This window comes from Paenibacillus sp. IHBB 3054 (assembly GCF_051594305.1).
In the GTDB taxonomy this organism is placed as follows: Bacteria; Bacillota; Bacilli; order Paenibacillales; family Paenibacillaceae; genus Paenibacillus_AQ.
The window spans coordinates 113,095-137,040 of sequence record NZ_JBOFBG010000020.1; the positions used below are offsets into that span (position 1 = coordinate 113,095).

Annotated in this window: 29 protein-coding genes; 12 read left to right on the top strand and 17 right to left on the bottom strand. The window is 41.9% G+C overall.

Features of this window, described 5'->3' with window-relative positions; genetic code table 11:
- Positions 1 to 259: 259 nt before the first annotated feature.
- Together ACQ76X_RS21000 and ACQ76X_RS21005 are read left to right on the top strand one after the other, a co-directional pair.
- Positions 260 to 1,174, top strand: a complete 915-nt coding sequence (locus tag ACQ76X_RS21000) for a tyrosine-type recombinase/integrase (RefSeq protein ID WP_438495763.1) — start codon at positions 260 to 262, stop codon at positions 1,172 to 1,174.
- Positions 1,175 to 1,256: 82 nt separating this feature from the next.
- Positions 1,257 to 2,120, top strand: a complete 864-nt coding sequence (locus ACQ76X_RS21005) for an ATP-dependent DNA ligase (RefSeq protein WP_438495764.1) — start codon at positions 1,257 to 1,259, stop codon at positions 2,118 to 2,120.
- A 45-nt stretch (positions 2,121 to 2,165) separates the two neighbouring features.
- Here ACQ76X_RS21005 and ACQ76X_RS21010 read toward each other — a convergent pair whose 3' ends face one another.
- Complete coding sequence (locus ACQ76X_RS21010; protein ID WP_438495765.1) at positions 2,166 to 2,936, bottom strand: homing endonuclease associated repeat-containing protein; 771 nt, start codon at positions 2,934 to 2,936, stop codon at positions 2,166 to 2,168.
- 299 nt (positions 2,937 to 3,235) lie between these two features.
- On the opposite strand from ACQ76X_RS21010, the gene ACQ76X_RS21015 reads away from it, so the two are divergent.
- Positions 3,236 to 3,991: a thermonuclease family protein gene (locus ACQ76X_RS21015; protein WP_438495766.1), complete on the top strand. Its 756-nt coding sequence runs from the start codon at positions 3,236 to 3,238 to the stop codon at positions 3,989 to 3,991.
- A gap of 165 nt (positions 3,992 to 4,156) precedes the next feature.
- Here the strand turns inward: ACQ76X_RS21015 and ACQ76X_RS21020 are convergent, their stop codons facing one another.
- Positions 4,157 to 4,405 carry a hypothetical protein gene (locus ACQ76X_RS21020; protein WP_438495767.1) on the bottom strand — a complete coding sequence of 83 codons (249 nt, stop codon included), beginning with the start codon at positions 4,403 to 4,405 and terminating at the stop codon, positions 4,157 to 4,159.
- 800 nt (positions 4,406 to 5,205) lie between these two features.
- Here ACQ76X_RS21020 and ACQ76X_RS21025 point away from each other — a divergent pair.
- The 3 genes from ACQ76X_RS21025 to ACQ76X_RS21035 all read left to right on the top strand — a co-directional run bounded on the left by ACQ76X_RS21025 (position 5,206) and on the right by ACQ76X_RS21035 (position 6,821).
- A complete protein-coding gene (locus ACQ76X_RS21025; protein WP_438495768.1) occupies positions 5,206 to 5,658 on the top strand; it encodes a hypothetical protein in 453 nt (150 codons plus the stop codon).
- A gap of 676 nt (positions 5,659 to 6,334) precedes the next feature.
- On the top strand, positions 6,335 to 6,607 hold the full coding sequence (locus ACQ76X_RS21030) for a hypothetical protein (protein ID WP_438495769.1): 273 nt from the start codon (positions 6,335 to 6,337) through the stop codon (positions 6,605 to 6,607).
- 22 nt (positions 6,608 to 6,629) lie between these two features.
- Complete coding sequence (locus ACQ76X_RS21035) at positions 6,630 to 6,821, top strand: hypothetical protein (RefSeq protein WP_438495770.1); 192 nt, start codon at positions 6,630 to 6,632, stop codon at positions 6,819 to 6,821.
- A gap of 722 nt (positions 6,822 to 7,543) precedes the next feature.
- Here ACQ76X_RS21035 and ACQ76X_RS21040 read toward each other — a convergent pair.
- Both ACQ76X_RS21040 and ACQ76X_RS21045 read right to left on the bottom strand, forming a co-directional pair.
- The gene (locus ACQ76X_RS21040; protein WP_438495771.1) at positions 7,544 to 7,762 is read right to left on the bottom strand and encodes a hypothetical protein; all 219 of its coding nucleotides are present in this window, start codon (positions 7,760 to 7,762) and stop codon (positions 7,544 to 7,546) included.
- Between the two features lie 567 nt (positions 7,763 to 8,329).
- Entirely contained in the window at positions 8,330 to 9,016 is a 687-nt protein-coding gene (locus ACQ76X_RS21045) for a hypothetical protein (protein WP_438495772.1), read from the bottom strand.
- Between the two features lie 318 nt (positions 9,017 to 9,334).
- Between ACQ76X_RS21045 and ACQ76X_RS21050 the strand changes: the two genes are divergently transcribed.
- Complete coding sequence (locus tag ACQ76X_RS21050) at positions 9,335 to 9,607, top strand: excalibur calcium-binding domain-containing protein (RefSeq protein ID WP_438495794.1); 273 nt, start codon at positions 9,335 to 9,337, stop codon at positions 9,605 to 9,607.
- Here the strand turns inward: ACQ76X_RS21050 and tnpA are convergent.
- From tnpA to ACQ76X_RS21070, 4 genes are all read right to left on the bottom strand, one after another.
- Positions 9,597 to 10,082: an IS200/IS605 family transposase gene (gene tnpA, locus ACQ76X_RS21055; protein ID WP_438495773.1), complete on the bottom strand. Its 486-nt coding sequence runs from the start codon at positions 10,080 to 10,082 to the stop codon at positions 9,597 to 9,599. The two genes, ACQ76X_RS21050 and tnpA, sit on opposite strands and share 11 nt — an antisense overlap.
- A gap of 172 nt (positions 10,083 to 10,254) precedes the next feature.
- On the bottom strand, positions 10,255 to 10,734 hold the full coding sequence (locus ACQ76X_RS21060) for a hypothetical protein (protein ID WP_438495774.1): 480 nt from the start codon (positions 10,732 to 10,734) through the stop codon (positions 10,255 to 10,257).
- A gap of 35 nt (positions 10,735 to 10,769) precedes the next feature.
- Entirely contained in the window at positions 10,770 to 11,054 is a 285-nt protein-coding gene (locus ACQ76X_RS21065; protein WP_438495775.1) for a hypothetical protein, read from the bottom strand.
- Positions 11,047 to 11,244, bottom strand: coding sequence for a hypothetical protein (locus ACQ76X_RS21070; RefSeq protein WP_438495776.1), 198 nt, complete (start codon positions 11,242 to 11,244; stop codon positions 11,047 to 11,049). Before ACQ76X_RS21070 ends, ACQ76X_RS21065 begins: the two co-directional genes overlap by 8 nt.
- 274 nt (positions 11,245 to 11,518) lie before the next feature.
- Here ACQ76X_RS21070 and ACQ76X_RS21075 point away from each other — a divergent pair, with 274 nt between their 5' ends.
- On the top strand, positions 11,519 to 11,974 hold the full coding sequence (locus ACQ76X_RS21075; protein ID WP_438495777.1) for a hypothetical protein: 456 nt from the start codon (positions 11,519 to 11,521) through the stop codon (positions 11,972 to 11,974).
- Positions 11,975 to 12,009: 35 nt separating this feature from the next.
- Positions 12,010 to 12,351, top strand: a complete 342-nt coding sequence (locus ACQ76X_RS21080) for an Imm8 family immunity protein (protein ID WP_438495778.1) — start codon at positions 12,010 to 12,012, stop codon at positions 12,349 to 12,351.
- 281 nt (positions 12,352 to 12,632) lie between these two features.
- On the opposite strand, the gene ACQ76X_RS21085 is transcribed toward ACQ76X_RS21080, so the two are convergent.
- Complete coding sequence (locus tag ACQ76X_RS21085) at positions 12,633 to 12,890, bottom strand: hypothetical protein (RefSeq protein WP_438495779.1); 258 nt, start codon at positions 12,888 to 12,890, stop codon at positions 12,633 to 12,635.
- 403 nt (positions 12,891 to 13,293) lie between these two features.
- On the opposite strand from ACQ76X_RS21085, the gene ACQ76X_RS21090 reads away from it, so the two are divergent.
- Genes ACQ76X_RS21090 through ACQ76X_RS21100 form a run of 3 tightly spaced genes read left to right on the top strand, consistent with a single transcriptional unit; the run spans position 13,294 to position 17,066 of the window.
- Positions 13,294 to 14,469, top strand: a complete 1,176-nt coding sequence (locus ACQ76X_RS21090) for an AAA family ATPase (protein WP_438495780.1) — start codon at positions 13,294 to 13,296, stop codon at positions 14,467 to 14,469.
- Positions 14,462 to 16,750 (top strand): S8 family peptidase, encoded by a 2,289-nt coding sequence (locus ACQ76X_RS21095; protein WP_438495781.1) that lies wholly within the window; start codon positions 14,462 to 14,464, stop codon positions 16,748 to 16,750. The genes ACQ76X_RS21090 and ACQ76X_RS21095 overlap by 8 nt, the downstream gene beginning before the upstream one ends.
- Positions 16,751 to 16,781: 31 nt before the next feature.
- Positions 16,782 to 17,066: a hypothetical protein gene (locus ACQ76X_RS21100; RefSeq protein WP_438495782.1), complete on the top strand. Its 285-nt coding sequence runs from the start codon at positions 16,782 to 16,784 to the stop codon at positions 17,064 to 17,066.
- A 185-nt stretch (positions 17,067 to 17,251) separates the two neighbouring features.
- Here ACQ76X_RS21100 and ACQ76X_RS21105 read toward each other — a convergent pair whose 3' ends face one another.
- From ACQ76X_RS21105 to ACQ76X_RS21140, 8 genes are all read right to left on the bottom strand, one after another.
- Positions 17,252 to 17,665, bottom strand: coding sequence for a prepilin peptidase (locus tag ACQ76X_RS21105; protein WP_438495783.1), 414 nt, complete (start codon positions 17,663 to 17,665; stop codon positions 17,252 to 17,254).
- A gap of 161 nt (positions 17,666 to 17,826) precedes the next feature.
- Positions 17,827 to 20,217 (bottom strand): CARDB domain-containing protein, encoded by a 2,391-nt coding sequence (locus ACQ76X_RS21110; RefSeq protein ID WP_438495784.1) that lies wholly within the window; start codon positions 20,215 to 20,217, stop codon positions 17,827 to 17,829.
- A gap of 87 nt (positions 20,218 to 20,304) precedes the next feature.
- Complete coding sequence (locus tag ACQ76X_RS21115) at positions 20,305 to 21,201, bottom strand: copper amine oxidase N-terminal domain-containing protein (RefSeq protein ID WP_438495785.1); 897 nt, start codon at positions 21,199 to 21,201, stop codon at positions 20,305 to 20,307.
- Complete coding sequence (locus tag ACQ76X_RS21120; protein ID WP_438495786.1) at positions 21,185 to 21,550, bottom strand: hypothetical protein; 366 nt, start codon at positions 21,548 to 21,550, stop codon at positions 21,185 to 21,187. Before ACQ76X_RS21120 ends, ACQ76X_RS21115 begins: the two co-directional genes overlap by 17 nt.
- A gap of 159 nt (positions 21,551 to 21,709) precedes the next feature.
- The gene (locus ACQ76X_RS21125) at positions 21,710 to 22,024 is read right to left on the bottom strand and encodes a type II toxin-antitoxin system PemK/MazF family toxin (RefSeq protein ID WP_438495787.1); all 315 of its coding nucleotides are present in this window, start codon (positions 22,022 to 22,024) and stop codon (positions 21,710 to 21,712) included.
- Between the two features lie 29 nt (positions 22,025 to 22,053).
- Positions 22,054 to 22,212, bottom strand: a complete 159-nt coding sequence (locus ACQ76X_RS21130; protein WP_438495788.1) for a hypothetical protein — start codon at positions 22,210 to 22,212, stop codon at positions 22,054 to 22,056.
- A 250-nt stretch (positions 22,213 to 22,462) separates the two neighbouring features.
- Positions 22,463 to 22,648, bottom strand: coding sequence for a hypothetical protein (locus ACQ76X_RS21135; protein WP_438495789.1), 186 nt, complete (start codon positions 22,646 to 22,648; stop codon positions 22,463 to 22,465).
- Positions 22,649 to 22,728: 80 nt separating this feature from the next.
- Positions 22,729 to 23,946 (bottom strand): hypothetical protein (locus tag ACQ76X_RS21140; RefSeq protein ID WP_438495790.1); only part of this gene is annotated, 1,218 nt, incomplete at its 5' end.

The following is a 23,946-nucleotide window of genomic DNA, read 5'->3' on the forward strand; positions in this document are numbered from 1 at the left end:
TTGACAACTGACCACGCTGCCAGTAATCATGGACAACCGGTGCTTGTTGATCCAGACGGAAAAGCATATGGTCCTGGGGATATCAGACGGCCAGAAAGATCATTTACGCAGGCGGATCTTTCCAGGGCACTTGGAGTCACTCCTGGAGCAATTTCAGACCGGATAAGACGGGGGACTCTCCCTCCCAAAGACGATCCCCGGGGATGGAGATATGAAACAATTAAGCATCTCCTCGAATAGAACGGAGCGACTAGAGAGTATGGATGAGTTAATCGAGGATTTTCTAACATATAGAATTGCTTCAGGTATTAGTTTCAAAATGCAAGTCTTGACAAAATCATACGCCAAACTCTTTCTACAATGGTTATATGAACATCACATCTACAACAAAGAAGAAATCACTCAAAAAATCTGTGTTGAGTACATCGCCTATCTATATACCCGTGATAAGCGTTCCGCTGGATCTGGGAAGCTTAGTAAAGCAACGATACGAAAACATATTGATTTCCTTCAGGCGCTGGGTGTATATCTGATTTCACAAGGTCGTCAAGATAATATTGCCGCTCACCTTGTAAGACCGGTTCTTCCGAAGCGATTGATTAAATCTTTAAAAGTTGATCAGATAGATTCTTTACTCTCCGCCGTAGATAGGATTAGAAATCCTAAAACTAGATTGATATATCGCTGCCTTTTTACGCTTATTTTAGATACTGGCTTACGTATCCACGAGGCACTATGGCTTCAAGAAGTGAATGTTAATTTCATCAGTCACTATATAACCATAATCGGTAAGAACGATAAGCAACGTATGGTGCCTTTTAGTGAGGAAACAGGTTATTTGTTAAAGAGCCTTCCAGTAAAAGACTTTTACTTCTGTAGCAGGGGTTCTGCTCCTCTCAGCGACAGCTCAGTACGCGCAGTAATGAGTTCGATCAAGAAAGACAATCCTTCTGTCTTCTCAGGTATAAGGCTGAGCCCTCATACATTGAGACACACTTTTGCACGCCAATGGATTGTATCTGGAGGCGACCTTTATAGTCTTATGCAAATCCTCGGACATTCGGATATAAAGATGACAGAACGCTACTTGTTTTTGGACGAAGCAGACATAACCGCAAAACATGCTCAACATTCTGTATTAAATAAACTGTTAAAATCCCCGCTAATCACTTAAAGATTGACGGGTTTTTTTATGCCCAATACTTCCCTGCCCTTTCCTCTACCATAGGCATTTATAATTAGGTAGAGGTGAAACCATGTTTATAAGTCCTATGCTGCTGCAGACGGCTCCTGGGCCGTCCTCTCGCAGCGATAATATATATGAGCCAAAGATAGACGGTCACCGTTTAATCTATTCTCAAGATTCAGAAGATGTCCATTTGTATACCCGTCATAACAACGAATGCACGCGGCAATACCCGGAGATCGCTAACTATGCCTTTCCTTACGACATAGATCTTGATGGGGAAATTGCGTGCATTGATCCTCTTACTGGTGCAGTTGACTTTGATTCTGTAATGTCACGATTCCAGGCGCGCCGTTCCGATACTATCCGCCGGCTTACCAAAGAGCTTCCGGTAACTTACGTCATTTTCGATATTCTCCGCTATAAAGGCGAAGATCTCCGCAATCGGCCGCTAATGGAACGTAAGGCTATCCTCCGGGAAATCACTTTGCCTAACGCACACTTTGGCGTAATACCGTACATTGAGGGAGCAGGTGAGGCATTATTTGCTCAGATGCAAGCACGGGCCATGGAGGGGATTGTTGCTAAGCGAAAGAATAGCGTTTATGAGACTGGACGCCGCTCCCACGCTTGGCAGAAGGTCATTAACTGGACCTATACAGAGGTTTATATCACGGGATATAGAAAGCAGGAATTTGGCTGGATGGCGGCGGTGCCCGGTACATCCGGCAAACTGCGTCCGGCTGGAGTAATTGAGCTTGGTGTGTCACCACTCCATAAGCAAGCCTTCCGAGGTGTAACCCCGCAGCTCGTAACTGGTGAGGATAAGGAGTTTGTACATCTGGAGCCTCGGCTACGTGCCAAGGTAAGAATGCGTAACTGGACCAAATCCGGCATGCTGCGGAGTCCGGTTTTTACAGAGTTTATCTTATAACAACAATAACCCGTCAGGCTTAAGGTTGACGGGCTATTTTAGATTTCAATCGGGGGTATCGTTTGAAGGTTTATGAATAAGTTCGCCAGTCAATTTGCTTTGATGATAATCGAACCCAGCTAATTCTACCGCCTCTGGCCACGATATGCCGTGTTTGTAAATAGTCGCGGCAGTCGGAGAATAGCCTGCTCGGCTATATTCAGTTGTGGTCAACATTTTTCCGGCTGAAATAAAGGTTTGACGTAGGGAATGTATCATTTGATCGACCTGTAATTCTTTCGGATTGTATCGTCTATACTCAATACCAGCCGCCTGACAAGCAGCTTGAAAAGACTGATACCTCTTTAAAATGGTCATGTACGATGGCTTTAGTTTACTCTCTTTATATTGTTGTATTGTCAAAGAATCTCCGTACATTCTGGATGCTTTTTGTAATACTCTTATGATTTCTTCGTCTGAATACGCAACTTTTCCTCTTTTATTCCCACCTTCCTTATTTTTGCTGGGATTAGCCAAAAACATAACTCCCGCTAAATTACAAGCAGTCTCAAAAGATCCGAATCTAGAAACAATTGCATCAGATGTTGGTTTAGATTTTGATTTATTGTATACTGCCTGGTTCACAAATCCATTCTCTGACTCAACCTTTTTTATTTGAGCATAGATTTCATCGTTAGTATATACTTGATTGGGGCTACTTTTTAAGCCAGCAACATGCAATGCTTTTATTAAACTACCATAACGGAGTATCGACTCCTCATTGATCTGCTGCAGTAAAAAGATGAATTCCTCTTCGGTCGCCTCTCTAATATTCATCGTATTTGCTCCTTACATTTGTTTTCTTTTCATCGCCAAATAACAGAGTTCATAAATGAAATTTTGTGTATCGTTTGGGAATTGATCAAGATGCATGGTTGTCACCCTCGTATGTAACTTTTATCGTGAAGTATTCCTATATCAGTCACATGGTAACACGATTCCACTAAAATGACCGTAATAAAACCCCGCCATTATACTGACGGGGTTATTTATCGCCATTCAACAAACATATAGTATCATTTTCCTATTCCTGCTAAAATATTCTCATAATCTAACAAAGGAGCAAAACGAAAAAAATGTTTAAAACTAAGAGATTACTCTTTTTGCTGGTAGTTGTTTTTTCCTTATCTTCTATACCTTTCAGAAATGTAACAGCCGAGGGAGCAAAGATTGAAGCAGAGGTAACTGCGGTGACGGATGGTGATACCTTTACCGTTAAAATGCCCGATGGCAAAAAGGAAAAAATCCGACTGCTGCTCGTTGATACTCCGGAGACTAAGCACCCTGATAAACCGGTACAACCGTTCGGACCTGAGGCGAGTGCTTACACCGCAAAAATTCTCAAGGGTAAAACTGTTGAACTTGAATTTGATGTCGCGGAAAGAGACAAATATGGACGTCTGCTAGCATACGTGTACATAGGCGACAAAATGCTAAATGAAATGCTTTTGGAAAAGGGATATGCAAGAGTCGTAATTTATCAACCAAATGTTAAATATGTAGATGAGTTCAGAGCCATCCAGAAAAAAGCACAAGCTGCGAAATTGGGGATTTGGAGTCTTGAAGATTACGCAACTGATAAACCAAAAGCTACGCCAAAACCGACAACTAAGCCAAAGGCAACAACTAAACCAAAGGCAACAACTAAACCAAAAGCAACAACAAAGCCATCGGCCACCAAAAAGCCAGCAGCAACACAGAAACCGACTGAAGATGTGTATTACAAAAATTGTTCCGCTGTACGAGCAGCTGGAGCAGATCCAATCTACGCCGGCGATCCCGGGTACTCCAGAAAGCTTGATCGAGACGGCGATGGAATCGGATGCGAATAAAAAATACCCTGTCAGTTTAATCACTGACGGGGTTTCGTTTTATTTTTGTAACTCTTTTAATACTGTCCCAAGGTCGGCGGTATACTTGGTCTACCTTAAGCTTATCTCTGTACGCATAACATCACGAGTTAGTCCAAAGCGTTCCTGGTACCCCCGGCAAAAGATTTAATAATATACCAAAAATTCCTCCTGTTCATCCGCCAGCATCCTGATATTCCGCTGCTTCAGCTCTTTTTGCAACTGATAGGTATCCTGAGTAATTCTACGCTGTATGGCTTGACCGGCCATTAAATAGGCGCGTTTAAGGATGTTGCCTGAATGTTCGATCTCCTTCAGGCTCTTGCTAACCATTGTTTCTATATGCGGCAGTAAAATGAGATCCCTGATCATCTCGCGCTCATCATTAGTGAGCATCTTACTGCCGGTGGTCTTCTCCTCTTCTTTCGCTCATACTGTTCTACATGATCTGTTAGTAACATCTTTGATTTCCATCGTTCATTCGCATCTAATTTACTCAAGATATGTCCACCCCTCAATGATACAACCAGTAATCCATGTTAGTTTCACGCCTGGCGCTCTGTGCGCCTCCCTACGGCGCTGTACCATACGGCGTGTAACTTTCTCAGCCCTCGATAATTGCAGCCGTCTCAATGGCTTTGCCTGCTTCCCATACTATATAATTCTCTGCCGCCAGCACTTTAAAACCTTTGATTATTTCCGCAGGCCGCCGCCCTCTTAATCGCCTCAGCTCTGGTAGAGTCGGTATCCGTCTGAAATGATACCGGAACTGAAATATAATCCGCAGCAGCTTACGCGGGGTATCATCAAGTATAGCGTTTTTCCGCCACTGTCTGCCAGGCGAGGATGCTCCCTGCCCAAAACACGCGCGGCGCGCCAGTGGTCAGACAAGTAGCTCTTACACGTCCATCACGTACTCCCTTAACCTCTATCTTCCTCTGTGTAATCTCCCGGCTTTGTCCAGTATATGATTTCAATGGTTTGGCCGATGCTCATTTTCATGTGATCGCCTCCAAAAATAAGAACATTCGTTTGTATTAAAACCGCACTAGGAATTTTTAAGCAATGGAATTTTTTTTGTTCTCGTTATTGTTCGGTTGTGTAACACAACCATTTATAGTATATTTAATTCACAGCAATCGATAACGGAAACCAATAAGCCGGATACGCCGGATGAGGATAAGGGAGTGCTAAATATGGCCGAGGTTAAAGTAGACGGAGTAATGTACAAGTTGCCTGAAGATTTCACCGTTGTGAACATGGGCGAGACTACTTATTACGTTTCACCTGAAGGTAACAGATATGAATTAATCAAAAGTGGCTTCCAGGCGATGAATGACTGTCCATTTCTCGAATATAAACACCACACTGGATACACTAATCGCGTGCCGATCGAATCTGTAGAACCAATTGAAAAACCTAAAGTTAAAATCGGCTTAGCATGGGAACTTTCACACAAGCTTTTAAAAATGCTGATGGATGGTGGGAAATTGGTTTCAGACCATGAAGCCAAACTTGAAATCATAGATGCCGAGTTTGAGAAGTATGGAGATGCTGATTTAAAAAAATACGTGCTACCTCAGATCAAGGAAGTTATCTCTGAATACAAGCGCACCGGGATCTGGAACTTACCACTACTGGGAAAGTAGTACCGCCCCTAGAATACGTTGGAGCCGCGTGGCTTGCTCGTTACTTGGGCGATACCACTCAGCAAAACGTAACCAAGACCGCTAAGGCTATGCTATCTCCGGGTTATCGTGGCAAGGAAAAACGATTCCCACGTCCTGATGCAGTCGAAGAGGGGCGGCCACTATGGTTAAAGGAACGTTGGGTACGTGATGAATTATAATGATGGATCGTGTCTGTCGTTCATGCGTGAATGTGTTTCAGGGTGGTCCCCGAGCCTACCACTGTCCAGATTGCCGAGCAAAGCGTCAACGGCAGACCAATGCAGAATATAGAAAACGAAAACAACAAGGCGACATCCGGATACTTGGAAGTATTGATACGTGTGAACGCTGTGGTAAAGACTACAAGGTTAGCGCTGCTCTTCAACGATTTTGTGAGGAATGCCAGCCAATTCACTCACTTGAATACGATCGCGACACCGCCATCGTTTTCTATCACGAAAACACCCTATCGCACTTTAAAATCTCGTTATAATGCTGGGACTATTTCTGATCCTGACGGGTTTACATATGTAGGAGATCCTTACTGGTTTGAGCTCCCTACCATGCGAAAAAGAAGCCCCCCGCCGGCACACAAGGTTGCGAACCAAACCTTCAGATTCATCATGGGGTAAAGTAAAAAAAGGAGGATGGGTACATGCATGTCCCACCATATGGTTACAAAAAAGAAGGCAATTCATTAGTTTCAAATCCTTATCAAGCAAAAGTCGTTAAGTTAATCTATGAACTCGGCGCTTTGGGCTTAGACCCAGAACTTGATGTTCAGCCCCTGTTGAACGAAATGCTTGTTCCGAAAAATGAGACTAAGGGGTACGTTATTGAGGACCATTGGGATACTATTATTGCCAAGGGAAAAGAAATGTATCAGCAGAGGCTAGAGGAAAAAAAGAAGAATTCAAAGTATCTTTAAATTCAAGAAAGGAGGATATCACATGGATAGATTTGAAAAACTATCTAAGAATAAATACCGCTTAATCGCAGAAAAAATTGAGGGTGGTAGGAGAATTCGACAGTACAAAAACCTTACTTTAGAAAATCCAACCCAGCAAGAATTGAACATATTGGCGATGGAATGGGAGAAGGAATGCGCTCAAAATAATACGTCTCAAGCTTCTGAAAAATAACCTTGCCTAAAGAGACTCAAGGGGATAAGACAGGAAATAGTCAGCCAACCTTAAATGGTCGGCTGGCTTTTTTTGTATCCAATACTGGACCAAATCTGGTATGCTGCAGAGTCCAGTGTTTAGGAATTTATACTATAACGAAAAAAGCCCGCCGACCAACTAGTTAGGTTGACAAACTTTCCGATTAATTTTTGAATACGTCACAAGATAACAATAATTAACCCTAGGCTGAGAAACTGTGCCAACGGCACGGAACGCTGAACCGCTAAAGACAGTAACCTTCTTCCCCACAGGTATAGAAACACAAAAATGCACATCAAAAATAGTACTACTACCGCTCGTTCCACCCCGATACCCAGTCCAATCAACGTCACCAGTTTCACGTCACCGGCTCCGAGAGATGAGGGGCTGATCATAAAGATCAGGAATAACACTTCTATGTTAGTTTCGCGCTTGGCGCTCTGTGCGCCTCCCACACTATATTATGCTCTGCAGGCCGCCGCCCGCTCAATCGTCGCAGCTCCTGGATTTTCGGCATCCTCTTGAGTGATACCGGAACTGTGAGATTATTCGCAGCAGCTTACGCGGAGTATCATCAAGCAAGCCGCTGCTTCTGGACAGGAAGCCACGACAAGATACTGGCTTCCAGAAATAAGCGTAGTGCACCCGTGGTCAGGCATATAGCCCGGATACGGCCATTGCGGATACCATTAATTTCAAATTTACGCTGCGTGATTTTGCCCGTTTTCCAAATATACGATTTCTACAATTTGACCAATGTGCATTTGATCGCCCCCAAAAACAAGAAAATACCTTTGTTCACTCTTTATATAGAAATACCCTGCCAATGGCAGGGTATCGGTGATTCCAATCTGGATATTTAGGTTAATTGAAATAGAATCTTTTTCATTCTTTTTTGAAGAAATTTTTAACACCATCATAAACTACAATTAATCCAATAATTAATGCTAACGTTCTGACGATTAGTTCAACAATCAAAAGGTTACCCAGTATACTTGAAACATCATAACCTTGCCTTGTAATAATTACTGGTGAAAACATAATTAGTAGTCCTAGTAAAATGCTTGCCAAAAGAAACTTATTATTTTTATACATCTTCAGTCTCACACCACCTAGGTAAAATAATTATGATAAAATCCTTTTATACTTATGAAAAATAATTAGAGAATATTCTTAATGACAAATTCAGTTTCTTAATTTTCAGTATTACAATTATTTTAACATGAAGTGGTACTTTTTTAAGGAATAGTTAGTTAGTTTTTTAAACAAATAAATGTATAAAGAACAAAAAAAACCTATTAAAAGGTATAAAGTTTAAAGATGTTTACCTCCTCTTGGTTTGATGACAAATGTAATATTTTACATTTATATTTTTCATTTTTAATCCAGATAAATCATTACCTATCCAAGCAAAAGTAAAAACAATAGAAAAAAAACATGAAGGATCACTTTACTATACGTTCTTCATGTTTTTTTATTGTTCATTTCTACCAAATAAGATCCCCAGGCTCATGAGTAGTATAGTATAGGTTTGTATTTCCGGTAGCGCTTATCCCAATATTCAAGACACCGCCGACACTAATCCCAAAATTACCAGTAACTGACTGAATAACGCCATTATGATAAAACTTTCCACTTACAATATAATGAATTTTACTAGCATTTTCTAAATTAACATAAATAGTACCGTTGAAGACCTTTGCGGTGTTGTTGTTTATCGGATTCAAAGTTGTGTTAAGAATTTTTACTATGCCATGAAAAGAGCCGCTCTCACTAGTTTCGCAGTAAAACTCCAAAGAAGGTCTATAGCCGTTAAATTCTAAGAGCTGTTTAGATAAAGTTCTAAAAGTTGCTAATCGAGCCACGTTTGATCTACTCTCTTCGGTATTTCCAGCCCCATAATTATTAATTAATATACTGGAAGCCTCATCTTCGGTAATACCTTGCTTTTCAGCCATACGTGAAACCAATTCATCAAATGTTAACACTTCACTTACAATTATATCATCGGACAAATTTTCAAAACCTTTTTGAAGATCAATAGTTTGAACAGCACTCTCTACAGGAGATACAGTCTCACTTGTAACATTAGCCGTTTCACCATATACAGGTAAGCTCGCTGTCAACAAAAATCCTGCTGTCAAGCTAGCAGCAATACTTCTCTTTAAATTCAAATTACTCACTCTCCCTTTCATTTTTGGAATATTTTAACTATATTTTAAAAAACAACGATATTCAAGTATTTTTTGTTAATTGTTATTTTTTTGGATTTTCTTATTCATTTATTTGTAACATAATCTCTTTTTTTGCTTTAATTGGGAATAAACTAGATACTAAAAATAGATGTTAAATATAAAATCACCTTGATTGTCTAAGGTAAAAAAACGACTACCTCTTAAGTGAATGTAGTCGCACCAACAAGTAAACCAAAAGCAACAACAAAGCCATCGGCCACCAAAAAGCCAGCAGCAACACAGAAACCGACTGAAGATGTGTATTACAAAAATTGTTCTGCAGTTAGAGCAGCTGGAGCAGATCCAATCTACGCTGGCGATCCTGGTTACTCCAGAAAGCTAGATAGAGACGGTGATGGAATCGGATGCGAATCAAAACCACCCGTCAAACGGGTGGTTTGCTCTGAGGCTATAAGCCTCTGGTGCCGGCTAGCGTCTAAAGGCGCTGGCTTTCACTTCGTTCAAGCTACTATGCCTTTGCCTCTTTTGCCTACCCCTGAAGGGGTGCTTGGACTACCGGCTACCCCTTAAAGGGGTTTTCGTACTCTTTCACACTCAGCTTATCCAGCGCAATATCGTGACTTTCCTGCTCTTGGATGTATTTCTTAATTGTTGCCTCGTTGAGTCCTACGGTGCTTACGTAATAGCCTTCCGCCCAAAAATGACGATTTCCATACTTATACTTTAAATTTGCATGCTTATCGAAGATCATCAGCGCACTTTTCCCTTTTAGGTATCCCATAAAACTAGATACACTCATTTTCGGTGGGATACTGACCAGCATGTGGATATGATCTGGCATGAGGTGTCCCTCGATAATCTCTACCCCTTTATAGCCACAGAGTTGCTTTAGGATATCACGGATACTTTCCTTGTATTGATTGTAGATCACCTTTCGTCTATACTTTGGGGTGAATACGATATGGTATTTGCACATCCATTTGGTGTGTGCCATACCTTCTCTGGCTTGTGCCACAAAAAACCACCTTCTCCTTTCGTTATACATAGTAGCTTGAACACTCCTATTATAACGCTCGCATCAGGTGGTTTTTTGCTATAAGCATCACTACACCACCCGCATAGCAGGTGGTTTTTTGTTTCGCACGCTTCACGTACTCAACTGGCTAAAGCCATAATAAAAAATACCCTGTCAGTTTAATCACTGACGGGGTTTCGTTTTATTTTTGTAGATCTTTTAATACTGCCCCAAGGTCGGCGGTATACTTGGTCAACCTTAAGCTTATCTCTGTACGCATAACATCACGGGTAAGTCCGAATCGTTCTTGGTATCCCCGGCAAAAGATTTTGTAATACAAGATAAAATCGTCTTGTTCATCAGCAATAAACCGGATATTTCGCTGTTTTAGCTCCTTTTGCAGTCGGTAGGTATCCTGCATGATCTGGCGCTGTATGGCTTGCCCAGCCATTAAATAGACACGCTTAAGTATGTTGTTGAAGTGTTCGATCTCCTTCAGGCTCTTGCTAACCATTGTATCTATATGTGGCAGCAAAATGAGGTCCCGTATCATTTCGCGCTCTTCATTCGTGAGCATTTTACTGCCGGCTCCCTCGTCCTTATCCCTCTGATCGTACTGATCAACATGATCGGTACGTAGCACCTTAGTTTTCCGCCGCTCATTGCCATCCAATTTACTCATTTATGTACTGCCCCCTCAGTGATTCATCCAGTAATCTATGTTAGATCCACGCCGGGCGCTCTGTATGCCTCCCTGAGGCGATGTATCGTACGGTACGGTACGTTACGTTCCCACCCCTCAATTATTACGGCCGTCTCAATAGGTGCAGACGACTCCCATAGTATATATCGCTCCGCTGCCAGCGCTTTGAATCCCTTGATTATCTCCGCAGGCCGCCGCCCGCTCAATCGTCGCAGCTCCTTAATGTTGGGCATCCGTCTAAAATGATACCGGAACTGAAAAATGATCCGTAGCAGCTTACGCGGGGTATCGTCAAGCATACTGCCGTCCCTGCACCAGTTGCCACGACAGTATGTTGGCTGTCAAAAAGATGCGGGGTGCTCCAGTAGTCAGGCAGGTAGCTCGTAATCCGCCCTCAAGTATGCCGTTCACTTCGATCTTCCGCTGCGTAATCTTGCCCGCTTTATCCAGGTATATAATTTCGATGGTTTGGCCGATGCTCATCTTCATGTGATCGCCTCCGGGCTTAAGTAAGAACATTTGTTTGTATTATATCTTCGTTAAGAAGGATAGGCAATAAATTAATCATCTCTACTATTTTCCAATCAATAATGGGTGTTATTTCCTATTTTTTCATATTTAATAATACTTATGTATCATTTTTATTTTTCTTCCTTTTTCTACTATTTTCCCCTTACTTTTCACTATCCTTTGTGTAAAATTGTCATATCGATTAAGTTTGTACATTTAACTTTATCGAAAAACTTTAGTAGGAGTGATTATTTTGAAAAGAAATGTCAAGAAAATTACATCTTTGTTGTTTGGTTTTACTTTATTATTCAGCTCATTTAGCACCTTTGCCTCTGCTGCTCCTAGTAATTCCAGTATTATATTGGATAATAGTTCAGGAATTATTAGTCCTGCAGGAATTTCTAATATATCACCGTATGATTTAGCCCAACTAGCTTTAGCAAATACAGGTAATTTTGGATACCTGAATGATACCGTTCCTTCGTCTACCGTCCATGAAGCAGCACAGATTTTTGTTGGGCCTGGCTCAACAGTGAAGTTGGAATCGGGAGGTTTTTGGTACTACAGTAAAGATGGTTTAAGAAGAGTAAGAACTGGTGCAAAATACTTAATCGCATACCAAGCGAATTTTGAAAAGTTTTCTCAGACAGGGTACAATGGTTTTCATCAAACATCGAATTATCATGTTAATGTAGCTAATATTGATTAAAATCACTCCTAAACAAGATATGAATGGAGATTGTTATGATTCGTCCGATTCTCAAAGAAGCTCACTTTTATGAAACGCCTGAAGAAAACAAAGATTTTTGCGTATCAGTTGTTCTAGATGTTGGATCAGAAGAAGTGCATGGTACTGATCAATTCTATGCTACGGTAGCAAATGCTAATGGACTCAGAGATTTTTTTATTGGCGAAATTGTAGTTCCTATTCGTGGTTTACTTCTTATCAAATCTTTTGACATCTCATTAATAAAATCTGAAATCCAAAAAATTTTGGACAAATGTTCTAAAGACACTTGGGAGGAAACGGCTAAATCAATCAACAGATATTTCCCTTGGGAATTTGACGAGATGAAATGGAAGTGAGTAGTGAGCAGATGTAAACAAAGAATAACCCGTCAGGCTTAGCCCGGCGGGTTATTTTATGTATGCTCTAAATTCAAATCGTTCACGCATAAACCAACGGCCAGCAATCTTAACAGAGTCTGGAATAAATCCCCCGACTAAGCCGCCGTAATCTATTAGGTGCCCGATTGGGTCCGGATCTTCCCGGTACCAGACTGAGACTTTGGATTGCGCCAGGGCTGCAGCTAGGAAGTCTGTATCGCTCTCCAAGACTTTGTATATAGTGCTCAAGCAAACCACTCCTATGTATAATAACGAATTTTGAGGGTTGCTCCCTTCCCTTTAGGCGGCGCCTCCAAAATTATGTCAATGGGCTTTTTATAATCATACATTGCTTTACAGCATGAGGGCATGCTATGACTAGGTCCAGGATAACCACCAAGTTCTCGGTGCACATCACCAGAAATAATATCTGCATACTCCGCACCGGCATTACGCGCTCCATCTATCTGCCGTTTAACTTCCCTTCTGAAATCCTCAAGCGAAAGATTCCCAGCCATGCAACCCATCTCCTTATATCAAAATACACCATCAATAATGGAAAGGTACGGTGCTTCCGTATAATCTTAATATAAACGAATTTACATATTATGTATGTGTCTAAAGAAAGAATCTTTCCGGAGCAAAGAAATAACCCGTTCATAACGGCAGGGTACAGAGTATTCGTTGGATGCATTCCTGCGTGTTGGGGATAATGTGTACATACCAATCTTCCGATAATACAGGTTACTTTTTTTTATAGGGACATATGTTTTAACCTTGAGTTTTTTTCAAACAACATTCCCTACAAACATATAGATTATAATCTTTGTCCGGAATGTCCGGAATAATCTTGTTTCAAATTAGCCATAATACTGATATAATCATTATAAATTCCGGTTTTGTCCGAATAAGGAGGTACACATGCGTTCCGACTATATAATAAAATTAATTGACGCATATAATGAAAATGATCGTGAGAAGTTCAGAAAAATCATACTTGACCTAACAGACGAGGAAGAGAAAAAAGGGAACATTCAGCTATCGAATAAAATACTCGCTGCATTAAATAAAATGGATTCAAATGACTCAAATGACTTATCAGAATCACAAAAAAAATCCGAACCTATGTTCTCTACCTCTTCCGGTTTGACAATGTTCGAACCCTCAGGAATATATTCACCCAAAGATAAATCATCGAATAATAATTTAATTGATTGGCATTTCCCAGAGGAGATTAGTATGGATGAAATATTTCTAAGTGATTCAATTTCTGAGCAACTAAATAACATTCAATTAGAGTATTCAAGTCGAGCAAAATTAGAAAAACTTGGACTAAAAGCAGAGAACAGATTACTTTTATGCGGCCCTCCAGGTTGTGGAAAAACATCAACTGCCTTCTCTTTATCTAAAAAACTGAATATTCCTATTGCATATGTAAGACTGGATAGTCTTATATCATCACTTTTAGGTCAAACTGGCACAAATATCCGCAAAATTTTCGACTCCGTCATTGGTAAAGATGTTATATTATTCCTAGATGAATTTGATGCTATTGCTAAGAAAAGAGATGATAAGCATGAACTAGGAGAACTTAAACGAGTAGTGAACAGTTTACTGCAGAATATTGACACTCTATCAGATAGCGTCTTTTTAATCGCTGCAACGAATCATGAAAAATTATTGGATTCCGCTGTCTGGCGACGATTCAACACAACATTATTTTTGGAACTCCCAGATTTCAATTTAAGGAAATGTTATTTCGATAATCAAGTTCACAAATATAATATTCGAATAAAGGCCGATTCTAAAAAAATCTCAAATTTCACAAAAGGTTTCAACTTCTCCGATCTTCAAGAAGTCATCAAAAAGACTGTTAAAGACTATAGTTTCCATCAACACAAGGAAGAAGTAACTACAAATGACTTCATAAAAACTATCATCAATATGTTAACTTTCTACAATAGAGACTCATTGAGTTCAGAAGATTTACAAAAATTAAAAACGAATGGATTGACTTTACGGGAAATATCCGAAATAACCGGAATTCCTAAATCAACAATATCAGATAGGTTAAAGGAGCTGCAGCTAGTTGAGTGAGGAAGATAAACGGGCTAAATCTAAAGATAAAAATCCAAAATCTCATTTTTGGATTTCAGACAACGAAGTAGATTCAGTTGAAGCTAAACCAATGGCTATTCCTGAACCAGTTGACGTTGAACATGATAAGCATGGCGCTTTATTAAATGCAGGAATTATGGGCATAAAAAAATTTCATGCAAAACAAAAAACACCAATCTCTGATGAAGTAGTTATATTCAAAGTGGAATTGGCAGATACTGAGGTCGTTGATGCACGAGGAGGACACGAACTTCTTTTTGAGAAAAACCACCTTAAAATAAATTCAATAAAAAAGTCAAATGTTGCTATTGTCTCTGCTACTCCTGCAATTCTTGAAAATTTACAAAGAAAGTTAAACTCTTACACACGTACAAATGGAAAGTCACAAGGTTTCTTTCAGTATTTTAAATCCTTTTCCAATTATGATGGAAGTGAGAAAATTAATGTTGATATTGCTCACGAGGATCCATCTGAGGAAATTGAAACATATGATGTTCAGATTACGTTAGTTCCAAATTTAGCATTTAGTTTTTATGAGAAGATGCTGAAGTATTTATCTGAAGAAATTCATGAAAAAAACGGGGAATTAATTGATACCATTTTCCTGCAAAATAATACACCAATTATCAGAGCCATACTACCTTCTAGTGGCTTAGAACAACTATCCGATCAAGAAATCATTCTTGGTATTGATAACACTGTTTTTTTCAAAGCTAAAACTAGAGGAGGTGGTCGTACTCAACTAGACCTTGACGACACTATCGTTAATTTCAGTGTACCTCCAACCGAAATGCCTATAGTTTGTGTTCTAGATGATGGAATTCAACTGCCACAAAACTTAGTAGACTGTATTGCTGGTAGATTCGTTTGTTCCAATCTCAGCTCTACTCCTTCCTATAATCATGGAACTAAAGTGGCTAGTAGATTGCTCTTTGGTGATGATATTGATATGCAAGTAAAAGATAAAGTACTTGTTCCAAAAGTACGTGTCATTGATGCGATAATTAATGACGGAGTTTCAGCCATAGATGAAACCACTTTAATTAAAAGAATTCGTGAGGCTGTAGATGCTATTAAAGATGTAACAAAAATATTTTGCCTTTCTATGAATAGTCTTGCGCCTTTATCTGGAGATAATGTTTCAAATCTTGGATTTGAATTAGATTCCTTATCTAGAAGGTATAAGATTCAGTTCCTAGTCCCTACTGGAAACCATACATTATGGACTTCTTACTCATCGATATCTGATGTCATTGATGATGATGGTACGAGATTGGCTTCTCCTGGCGACTCATTTTGTGCTCTCACGATAGGGTCAATAGTCAGAGAAGATCATTCAAAGAGCCTTTCTCAGAAATACGATCCTTCACCATTTAGTAGAGTTGGTTTTGGCTTCGCTGGATCAGCAAAGCCGGATCTAGTTTACCCCGGAGGAAACGTATTTACAGAGAATGGACGGATCTTTATATGTGCTAATTCAGCGGCTTATGTGATTACCAAAGACGGATCACTTAGTTTTGACTATGGAACAAGTTTTTCGACTCCAATAGCTGCTCAAGAATTAGCGCTTCTAACTGATTCTTTACCCAATAAAGATTTAGAAATAGCCAAAGCCCTTTTGCTCCACCATGCCGAAGCTCCAAATTTTGATTTATTTGATCAATCGCAGGAATCTAGAGAGTTATTCTCCAAGATTTATGGAAAAGGCGGCGGTAGTCTCTTAAATGCAAAGGATTCTTACAAAGGTCGGGCAACTTACATACGAAAAGGTGTGATGTCCAGACTAACAAAACAGAGAGTTAAGTTTTACATGCCCACTACAATGTCTGCACATTCAAACAAAAAAAAGCCTGCTGTTAAGGTTTCTGTTACGTGCATTTCATTTCCTCCTGTAGATCAAAGTATGGGATATGAGTATCTGAGAGCCTATGTAGATACATCTCTTCATAAGATTAATTCAAACAACAAAATGATGACTGATAATCCTGCCGGCAAAGAAGGACGGTATCAGTGGCAAAACATTCAGCATTTTAGCCGAATACTTAATAGTTTCAATCATGGAGACTGGCAATTATGGTTACAACTGTACACCAAACCAGAATTAGATAACACCGAGGAAGTTGACTACGTGTTAATTGTAACAATTGAAGATTTAACTGCTAATGATGTGGATGTACATGGAGGGATAGAAGTTGAAACTTTAGGCCGCTTCAACTTACTCTCAGAAGTTGAAATTGACAGTGGGAATATTGAAGAATAAAATACATCTATATAAAAGGGAGAAAATGATAATGGAGAATAAAGAAGAGTATGTTTTAATGATGCCGGTAGTTCAACAAGAAGAAACTGGAGAGACTATGTTCTTTCCATCCTCCGCAATGAGTGGAGCTATTCAATCAGTTCCAGTTACTTATGAGGCTTTATCTGGTTTTGCCAAGTCATTTACTGGTTTTGAGATGGATACTATTGAGATTCATGTTAAAGGTGTTGCGAAATCAGGTGGATTCACTCAATTAATTGTCGGTCTTGAAGGCGAGGCTGGTGTAAAGTTAACCCTGAAGAAGAAGGAAGAATAACTAAAATTCACGCTCTTACACTTTTCTTCTACAGATTTTATTTATTACATACTTCATAAAAAAATCGCCCTGCCAGCCTAAGCTAACAGGGCGATTTCGCCGATTTTTCGGACACTCCGGTGCTTCCGAGCAGTGTAGCTTCACATTAACATGATTGTAACAATTTGTAAATCAACAATTTAACGTCACAAAACGAACACTATCAGCCCCAAAGTTAGAAACGGTGCCAGCGGTACGGAACGCTGAACATCCAAAGTCAGAAGCCTTCTCCCTCCCAGGTATACAAACACAAAAATGCACATCAAAGATACTACTACTACCGCTCGTTCTACCCCGACACCCAATCCAATCAACGTCACCAGTTTCACATCACCGGCTCCCAGAGATGAGGGGCTGATCATAAAGATCAGGAATAACACTATCCCTGGGATTAACCCCCATAAATATTCTGGACTACACAGAGTCCTGAATACAAACAAAAATAAAATTGCAGGATATGTTAGTTTATTAGAAATCCGCCGCTCCGTAATATCGGTGTAACTGAACCAGCAACAAAGGATGAGTAAACTTGTTGTCAGTAGCATATTTACTATGGCCATCCTTTATACCCCTAGCTCAGGAAACATCAGTTGCAAGCCACAGAGAATTATCGCTTCCAATAGCGTGAATAAGTTAGATATCATGATTTCCTCCTTTATGAGAGCCCTCACGGTACTCATAAGCAAAACCCCACCGCAACGATGGGGTTAGCTACTTTATTTTAATCTGTCCGTCTCAAATTCTGCACATCATCATACATACTCCCGAAAATTTCTACTTGCTTGGTGATGCAAGTGACCAGGTTATTCATGCCGGACGGATCGGTGGAGATCTTAATTCGATAGTATCCATCGGTAGCATTGACCGAGGTCATATACTTTCTGCCTTGATAAGTCTTTCCAGAATCGGATGTGATCGTCTGCAGGGGCAACTCCCAGGTAGCTGCGTTACGATTCCCACTGGTTTTTTCCAGTTTAATTTTACGTTCCATCTTCCAGTTCGGGTCGTAGAATGTGGCATAGACCTCTGTTGGACCGTTATACTGTCCTCCAATCGGATAGGCCGTCCCTTCCAGACCAGCTGGGATTTTGGTTTCCCAATTCGTGTTATACACAGTCTTCACTTTTAGCTCAATCCCGTAACCGGCCCGAGTAATTCCATTGGCATTCTTCCTTGTTCTATTCGCATAAGGAATGATCTCCCAAGACCCCCGGCTCTCCCGATCTGATTCTTTTGCCCTCTTCAGATCTGTAGCAATACCTTGCTTCGTGTTTACTTCTGCTGATATGGTCAGCTTCTCATTGTAAGAGACAAGTTTATTCTCCCAGATGGGATCGCTGTAATCTGTGTAATACTCCGTATAGAACTGAGTGAGTCCATCTGCTCTCGTGTAGCTTGCTGTGTACGATTTAGTGGGATAGCCTGTAATGACCGGATAAGTTACGTTCCAATCAGCTGCTGCTTCGGGCTGGTTGCATTCGCTGCCGTTTCCGGATGCGCTGGAGGTCACGGTGCAGCCGGTAGTCGCCACATTATTACTCCGGTTCTGATCAACCTTCTCCTTTTCTGGATCTACTGAAACGGTAAGATTATGCGCTCCTGTTGAATGGCCTGTCCACTGAAAAGGTCCAACGGTCAAGCTCTGGCCAGCGGCAAAAGATTTTCTCGTTTCATAGATTTTGTTCGCATTATCGAAAAAACGAATGAGCACATTACTCTGACCATCCGCACTATTATTCTTCACTGCAGCTGTAATACTGCTCTGTCCACCCTTCTGAATCGCCGATGGAGAAGCCGTGATCGATACCGCGATCAAATCCGCTTCCGGAGCTTTGCGTTCAACGGTCCAATAACCCTGAATGGTATTATTCTGGAATGCTGCAGACGGCGATTCAAGTGCTCGGTTCGGATGATTCGGGTTGTTGACGATACCATCCACTTTGATATAGTACTTGCCCGGAGCTTGTCCAATATCAATTTTACCGAGCATGTAATTATATTCTTGACCATTCTTAAGATTTGCCGGTAAGTTCGTGAACATAGAGGGCAACGCAAACTCAGCCGTCAGTGGTCCGCCGATCATCACGTTCGCTGTCATTGGCATTCCCCGGTTGTTTGTATAATCCGATGTAAATCCGTCCGCGCCGTCATAACGAAACCTCATCCACAACTGCCCGGCCTCGGTCAGCGTCAGCTTCATAGGTACATAATCCATTGGCTCATCAACGGCAAGCTTAACGGGTTGGATCGCTGTCCGTCCATAGCCATCATCCATGATAATGTCCACGTTCTCCCCAAGCACATCGGCAATTTCCTTGGCGCTAATGGAGATCGATCCTGCTTCTTTCTCCTGAGATGCGTTTGCCCGGATATATTTCCCATCGGTCAGACTGACAACCTGGCTCAGATCGGGAAAAGCGCCTTTGGGCGCAGCGATCAGGCGGATGTCCCTGTCTGTGTATCCATAACCGGTATATGAAATCGTGAGATTCTGTCCATTCGTGACCTTAAGTTCCGGCCAGGCGCTGACCACATACATCGCACGGTTCACACCCTCACTGACCTTCTGGGTCTTGTCGAACTTGATACCCATGCGAGGAACTATGCCCGAAGTGCGGAGGAAGGGGTGCCATTTCTCTAACTTATAATAAAATTCATGTCCCTCTTGAAATAGAGGATCATTAGCGTTCTCGCTAAACCGTTCTTTGAAATAAGAGCGCTGGTCAGCCGTCAAAGATTGACCTCCCCACACGGAATCGAACAGACCTGCCAACGATTCCTTACTTTTGTAGACCAGACCAAACCCGTTCTCTTTGTTAAAGTCCTTATCAGCAGGCGTCTGCTTAACGCTGAAGGCATCATAGTTAGGGACGATCCGGGTCTGACCGCTTGAGAAGGTATACAGCCCGGCCCATTGGTGCAGCTGCCACGGATTCCCCGATACGCTCTTTTCCAGAGCCGGGACATAACCAGCAAATTGAACCCCTTCTTTCCCGTAATCCCACTTCACAAACTGGTTTAACATTGGTTCGCTTGAATCTGCCGTCACTGCTCCTGTCAGCAGTAGTGACAAACCAAGACAAAGTACGGTAGGCCACATTTTCCTCTTCATATACACATCTCCTTTCAAATTCGGACAACAAAAAGGAGCCTGCTCAAGCAGACTCCTTTTTGTTGATTAGTTATTGCCTTTTCCTGATCAATCCAATTCCCGTGCTAACTTTTGCACCTCTGATAAAGTAGCTGTTGTATCCTTCACACCACCAATGACGATAGCATCATTGGTTACATCACCAAATAATTGTCCCAGATCCTTGTTACCATTACTATCTAAAGCCACTACATAACCTTCCTGTTCATCACGGCCAGGGTAAACTTGCGCAAGCGAGAGAAACCCATTCCCCTTGCCAATCGCATAGGTGTAGCTCTTGCCAGGTACAAGATCAACGGAAGAACCATCAGCTTCATAATACTGACCATAGGCTTCCTTCGGCAGGGTAAAGGATAGTTTCCCGTTCTCTACCTTCATATTGTTCACAAACAAGGTCTTGGCCAGCTTAATATAGCCCGGCTTCCAAGCAAAATCAGTACTGTACATGTTATTCCCGTTTGCCGTTCCCGGAGTTGGTGATGGACTGGGTGAAGGAGAGACCGTGCCGCCGCTTGCTGTCGTAATAGTCACAAGCTTCGTCTGCTGGTTCCAGTCCACTGCCGCCCCCAGAGCCTCGGAGACAAACCGCAAAGGAACATAGGTCCGATTCTGCTGTGCTCTTGCTGGTACATCCAGTTTATGAATGACCGTATCCACGGTCACAGTATCACTGTTCACTTTCATTACAATGTTCTTGCTGTCTTGCTTAATGGTCACGATCCGATTGCTGTACCCTACAGTAGCTCCCAGCGCCTCACTCACAAAGCGAATCGGGATCATTACCCGGTTGCCTTCATCATATGGACGGGCATCCGGAAATTGAACGGTTTTACCGTTCACCTGGACCGATACAGCCACTTGAGCCGCACTGCCTACACTGGCCACCATGCCGAGCATGATCACTGCTGTGAGCACACTACTTAACACTTTATGACTCCGTTTCATTCTGATCACTCCCCGTTTTCGAATTCATTCTTGCGGACATACCTTGAATTAATTGCAATAAATCTTGTACGATCCGGTGCATCTCTGCTTCGCCATTGCGGAGACCTTGCTCATTATCGAGTAGCAGCTGCCGCCACTCTGGACTCCAGAAATACTGGTGCTCGTCCTGATCCAACCGATGAATCGCCTCGCGGATCGCCTCCGACCTGCTGGTCTTATACTTCTCACAATAACGCTCCAGGATATCTTCTGTCGTTTCATCCAGTCGTGTGGGAATGGGTTTACTTTTGGGATTAAGGGATCTGGGACGCCCCATCTGTTTGTGATCCGATGTGGAAGAAGATTGCAAAGAGATCGCCTCCGACTTTTGTTTATACATCAAATATACTGTTATGTATATTAAAAGTAAAGAAATATTTTCCAAATCACTCTCCCCCACTCCCATCTCTCCCTCCCTACCGAAAAAAAGACAAAATAAAAAGCCCCATCTCGGCGCTTGTGAACTTGCTTATTCGTAAAACTTCCCCAATACATTTAATAAATCTTCATCATGCAGCGTTCCCAGATATTTGCCGATTTTATCGTGATGCAAAGGAACAAACTGCGAGCAGCGTGCGACGGATGGTTGACTAAGCCCGGCCCTTTGCCAATACTTAAGTACTAAATCCTTCGGATCACCTGCCCGCTCAGCATGCGATGTCACCTTAATGACGATGGATTGATTCTCCCGGGTATCCAGCACAATGCCAGGCCGCAATTTCTCAATCTCTCCATCATCAAAAGGGTACAGGACAAGATACACATCTCCACGGTTATGATTCATCAGCAGCTAAACTAATATGGTATATTAGCCTATTTCTCTCCTTTTTCACGTTTAAAATCTGCTTCAGCTTTTTGAAGGTTCGCTTCAGCAGCTGCCCACAATTCCGGGCGCATTTTATCCACTTTACGATTTGCTTCTTTCAATGGGTTAGGTCTATTCATAATCAAATCGTTCTCCTCCTCATGCATTCAACATACCTCCAATCTTTGTAGAGATTATGAGTATGCTGTTAGATCAAGATTTTATACCTTATTGTCTGCATGTGTAGCTATTATAACACATTGTCTAAGGTGTGAGGCGCATGTCTAGCATGATCTCCCCCTCCTTCGTATTCATTTCTCACAAGACAAGCATATCCCAATTTTCCAATCCAAACGTATTAAAAAAGTATGGATTTTGGACATTATACATAGACAGATAATCTAAGTCGTCTAAATATTATTTTTTGATTTGTTCAACTCCAAACTCTTTCGCAACTCTGAGTACCATTTCTTCTGAATCACGGGAGTGATACCCCACATGTACTTCCTTTCCAATTATATTTCCAGCCACCCTCTGGCAAAACTTCGTTAACGTTTGCAGGTCGCTATGAGTGAATCGACCATAAGCAAATGCTTTCTGCATATCCATTCCTCCTCATACAAAGATAATAAAAAAAGCCGTCCGGTTATTACACCAGGCGGCTGAAATTCATTTTACTCTCATTAAATCCCCGATGCCAGTGTAAAAGTAAACTGGGAGCGATACGTACCCACACGAAGCCCTGTCTTTGCCCCCGCTTTATACGTACTGTCAGCTCCCGCCGAAACCACCTCTACCTTATCCGGCACGGAAAGCATATAACTCATTGGAATCTGGTATTGTCCCATGCCTTCAAACTCACCTGCTTTGGCGATCACCACCGGCTCGGCATTGAAGACATATTTCCCGTTTTGACCGAGGCTACCCGCTTGTCCGGCTAATGTCGTTGAATCGGTAATATCTACACTCAGCGAACTAGCTGGCATTTTTACAACCAAGTCACTCGTGCCCTTGCTATTGTCTACTACAGGATCACTCACAAAATCGGTGATCTTCAGACTGTAGTTCCACCCCGCGCCGGTTCCCCGACTGTCTTCAATCACTGAATGCGTGACTGAATTAATGACTTGATATTGATTTGTCGTACTGATGGTTACCGTGTCCAGCAATAATCCACTAAAGTGCGAGGAGAAGCCCCCGGACAATACAGTAAACGTAACATCCTCTGACCCTATCGGACTTCCCCAGCTTGGGTCCAACGTAGGTTGTGGAGTCGCTGACGGCGTTGGTGTCACCGTAGATGTAGGTGTTGGCGCTACCGTCGGTGTTGGTGTTGGCGCTACCGTCGGTGTTGGTGTTGGTGCTACCGTCGGTGTTGGTGTTGGCTCTACCGTCGGTGTTGGTGTTGGCGCTACCGTCGGTACCGGCGTTGGCGCTACCGTTGGTGTTGGCGTTGGCGCTACCGTTGGTGTTGGCGTTGGCGCTACCGTTGGTGTTGGCGTTGGTGCTACCGTTGGTAGCGGTGTCGGACCATTCAACGTTGCACTTGCATCTGCCAACTCTTCACCGCTTGCATTTACTACTCTGACATCAATGTTATGGCTACCCGTATTCAAGGTAACAGGTCCAGTATAGGTAGACCATGTGCCATCATCAATTCTCACTTCGATTTTCACACCAGGATGTAAAGTTCCACTTTCGACGCTAAAGGTGCCATCTGCCTGGTCAATGATTTTGGGATAGCCAGGAGTTATTGTAATTGGATCATTTATAAGTTCCATCTCTAGCAGAGGGCTGAGTACTCCACCGTTTGCGCCCGAACGAGCCTTAAACAAAACTGTACCTGCTGTTTCCAAGGTTACAGGAGTCGTGTACGGGGACCAAGTCGTGCCACCGTCCAA

Excerpts from the sequence above, each read along its gene's own strand:
- ACQ76X_RS21115 (WP_438495785.1), bottom strand. The coding sequence starts at position 21,201 with ATGAAACGGAGTCATAAAGTGTTAAGTAGTGTGCTCACAGCAGTGATC.
- ACQ76X_RS21135 (WP_438495789.1), bottom strand. The coding sequence starts at position 22,648 with ATGCAGAAAGCATTTGCTTATGGTCGATTCACTCATAGCGACCTGCAA.
- ACQ76X_RS21060 (WP_438495774.1), bottom strand. The coding sequence starts at position 10,734 with ATGAGTAAATTGGATGGCAATGAGCGGCGGAAAACTAAGGTGCTACGT.
- ACQ76X_RS21010 (WP_438495765.1), bottom strand. The coding sequence starts at position 2,936 with ATGAATATTAGAGAGGCGACCGAAGAGGAATTCATCTTTTTACTGCAG.
- ACQ76X_RS21100 (WP_438495782.1), top strand. The coding sequence starts at position 16,782 with ATGGAGAATAAAGAAGAGTATGTTTTAATGATGCCGGTAGTTCAACAA.
- ACQ76X_RS21090 (WP_438495780.1), top strand. The coding sequence starts at position 13,294 with ATGCGTTCCGACTATATAATAAAATTAATTGACGCATATAATGAAAAT.
- ACQ76X_RS21070 (WP_438495776.1), bottom strand. The coding sequence starts at position 11,244 with ATGAAGATGAGCATCGGCCAAACCATCGAAATTATATACCTGGATAAA.
- ACQ76X_RS21015 (WP_438495766.1), top strand. The coding sequence starts at position 3,236 with ATGTTTAAAACTAAGAGATTACTCTTTTTGCTGGTAGTTGTTTTTTCC.
- ACQ76X_RS21065 (WP_438495775.1), bottom strand. The coding sequence starts at position 11,054 with ATGCTTGACGATACCCCGCGTAAGCTGCTACGGATCATTTTTCAGTTC.
- ACQ76X_RS21130 (WP_438495788.1), bottom strand. The coding sequence starts at position 22,212 with ATGCATGAGGAGGAGAACGATTTGATTATGAATAGACCTAACCCATTG.
- ACQ76X_RS21105 (WP_438495783.1), bottom strand. The coding sequence starts at position 17,665 with ATGGCCATAGTAAATATGCTACTGACAACAAGTTTACTCATCCTTTGT.
- ACQ76X_RS21005 (WP_438495764.1), top strand. The coding sequence starts at position 1,257 with ATGTTTATAAGTCCTATGCTGCTGCAGACGGCTCCTGGGCCGTCCTCT.
- ACQ76X_RS21040 (WP_438495771.1), bottom strand. The coding sequence starts at position 7,762 with ATGATGGTGTTAAAAATTTCTTCAAAAAAGAATGAAAAAGATTCTATT.
- ACQ76X_RS21080 (WP_438495778.1), top strand. The coding sequence starts at position 12,010 with ATGATTCGTCCGATTCTCAAAGAAGCTCACTTTTATGAAACGCCTGAA.
- ACQ76X_RS21020 (WP_438495767.1), bottom strand. The coding sequence starts at position 4,405 with ATGCTCACTAATGATGAGCGCGAGATGATCAGGGATCTCATTTTACTG.
- ACQ76X_RS21110 (WP_438495784.1), bottom strand. The coding sequence starts at position 20,217 with ATGAAGAGGAAAATGTGGCCTACCGTACTTTGTCTTGGTTTGTCACTA.
- ACQ76X_RS21035 (WP_438495770.1), top strand. The coding sequence starts at position 6,630 with ATGGATAGATTTGAAAAACTATCTAAGAATAAATACCGCTTAATCGCA.
- ACQ76X_RS21125 (WP_438495787.1), bottom strand. The coding sequence starts at position 22,024 with ATGAATCATAACCGTGGAGATGTGTATCTTGTCCTGTACCCTTTTGAT.
- ACQ76X_RS21085 (WP_438495779.1), bottom strand. The coding sequence starts at position 12,890 with ATGGCTGGGAATCTTTCGCTTGAGGATTTCAGAAGGGAAGTTAAACGG.
- tnpA (WP_438495773.1), bottom strand. The coding sequence starts at position 10,082 with ATGTATAACGAAAGGAGAAGGTGGTTTTTTGTGGCACAAGCCAGAGAA.
- ACQ76X_RS21025 (WP_438495768.1), top strand. The coding sequence starts at position 5,206 with ATGGCCGAGGTTAAAGTAGACGGAGTAATGTACAAGTTGCCTGAAGAT.
- ACQ76X_RS21030 (WP_438495769.1), top strand. The coding sequence starts at position 6,335 with ATGCATGTCCCACCATATGGTTACAAAAAAGAAGGCAATTCATTAGTT.
- ACQ76X_RS21000 (WP_438495763.1), top strand. The coding sequence starts at position 260 with ATGGATGAGTTAATCGAGGATTTTCTAACATATAGAATTGCTTCAGGT.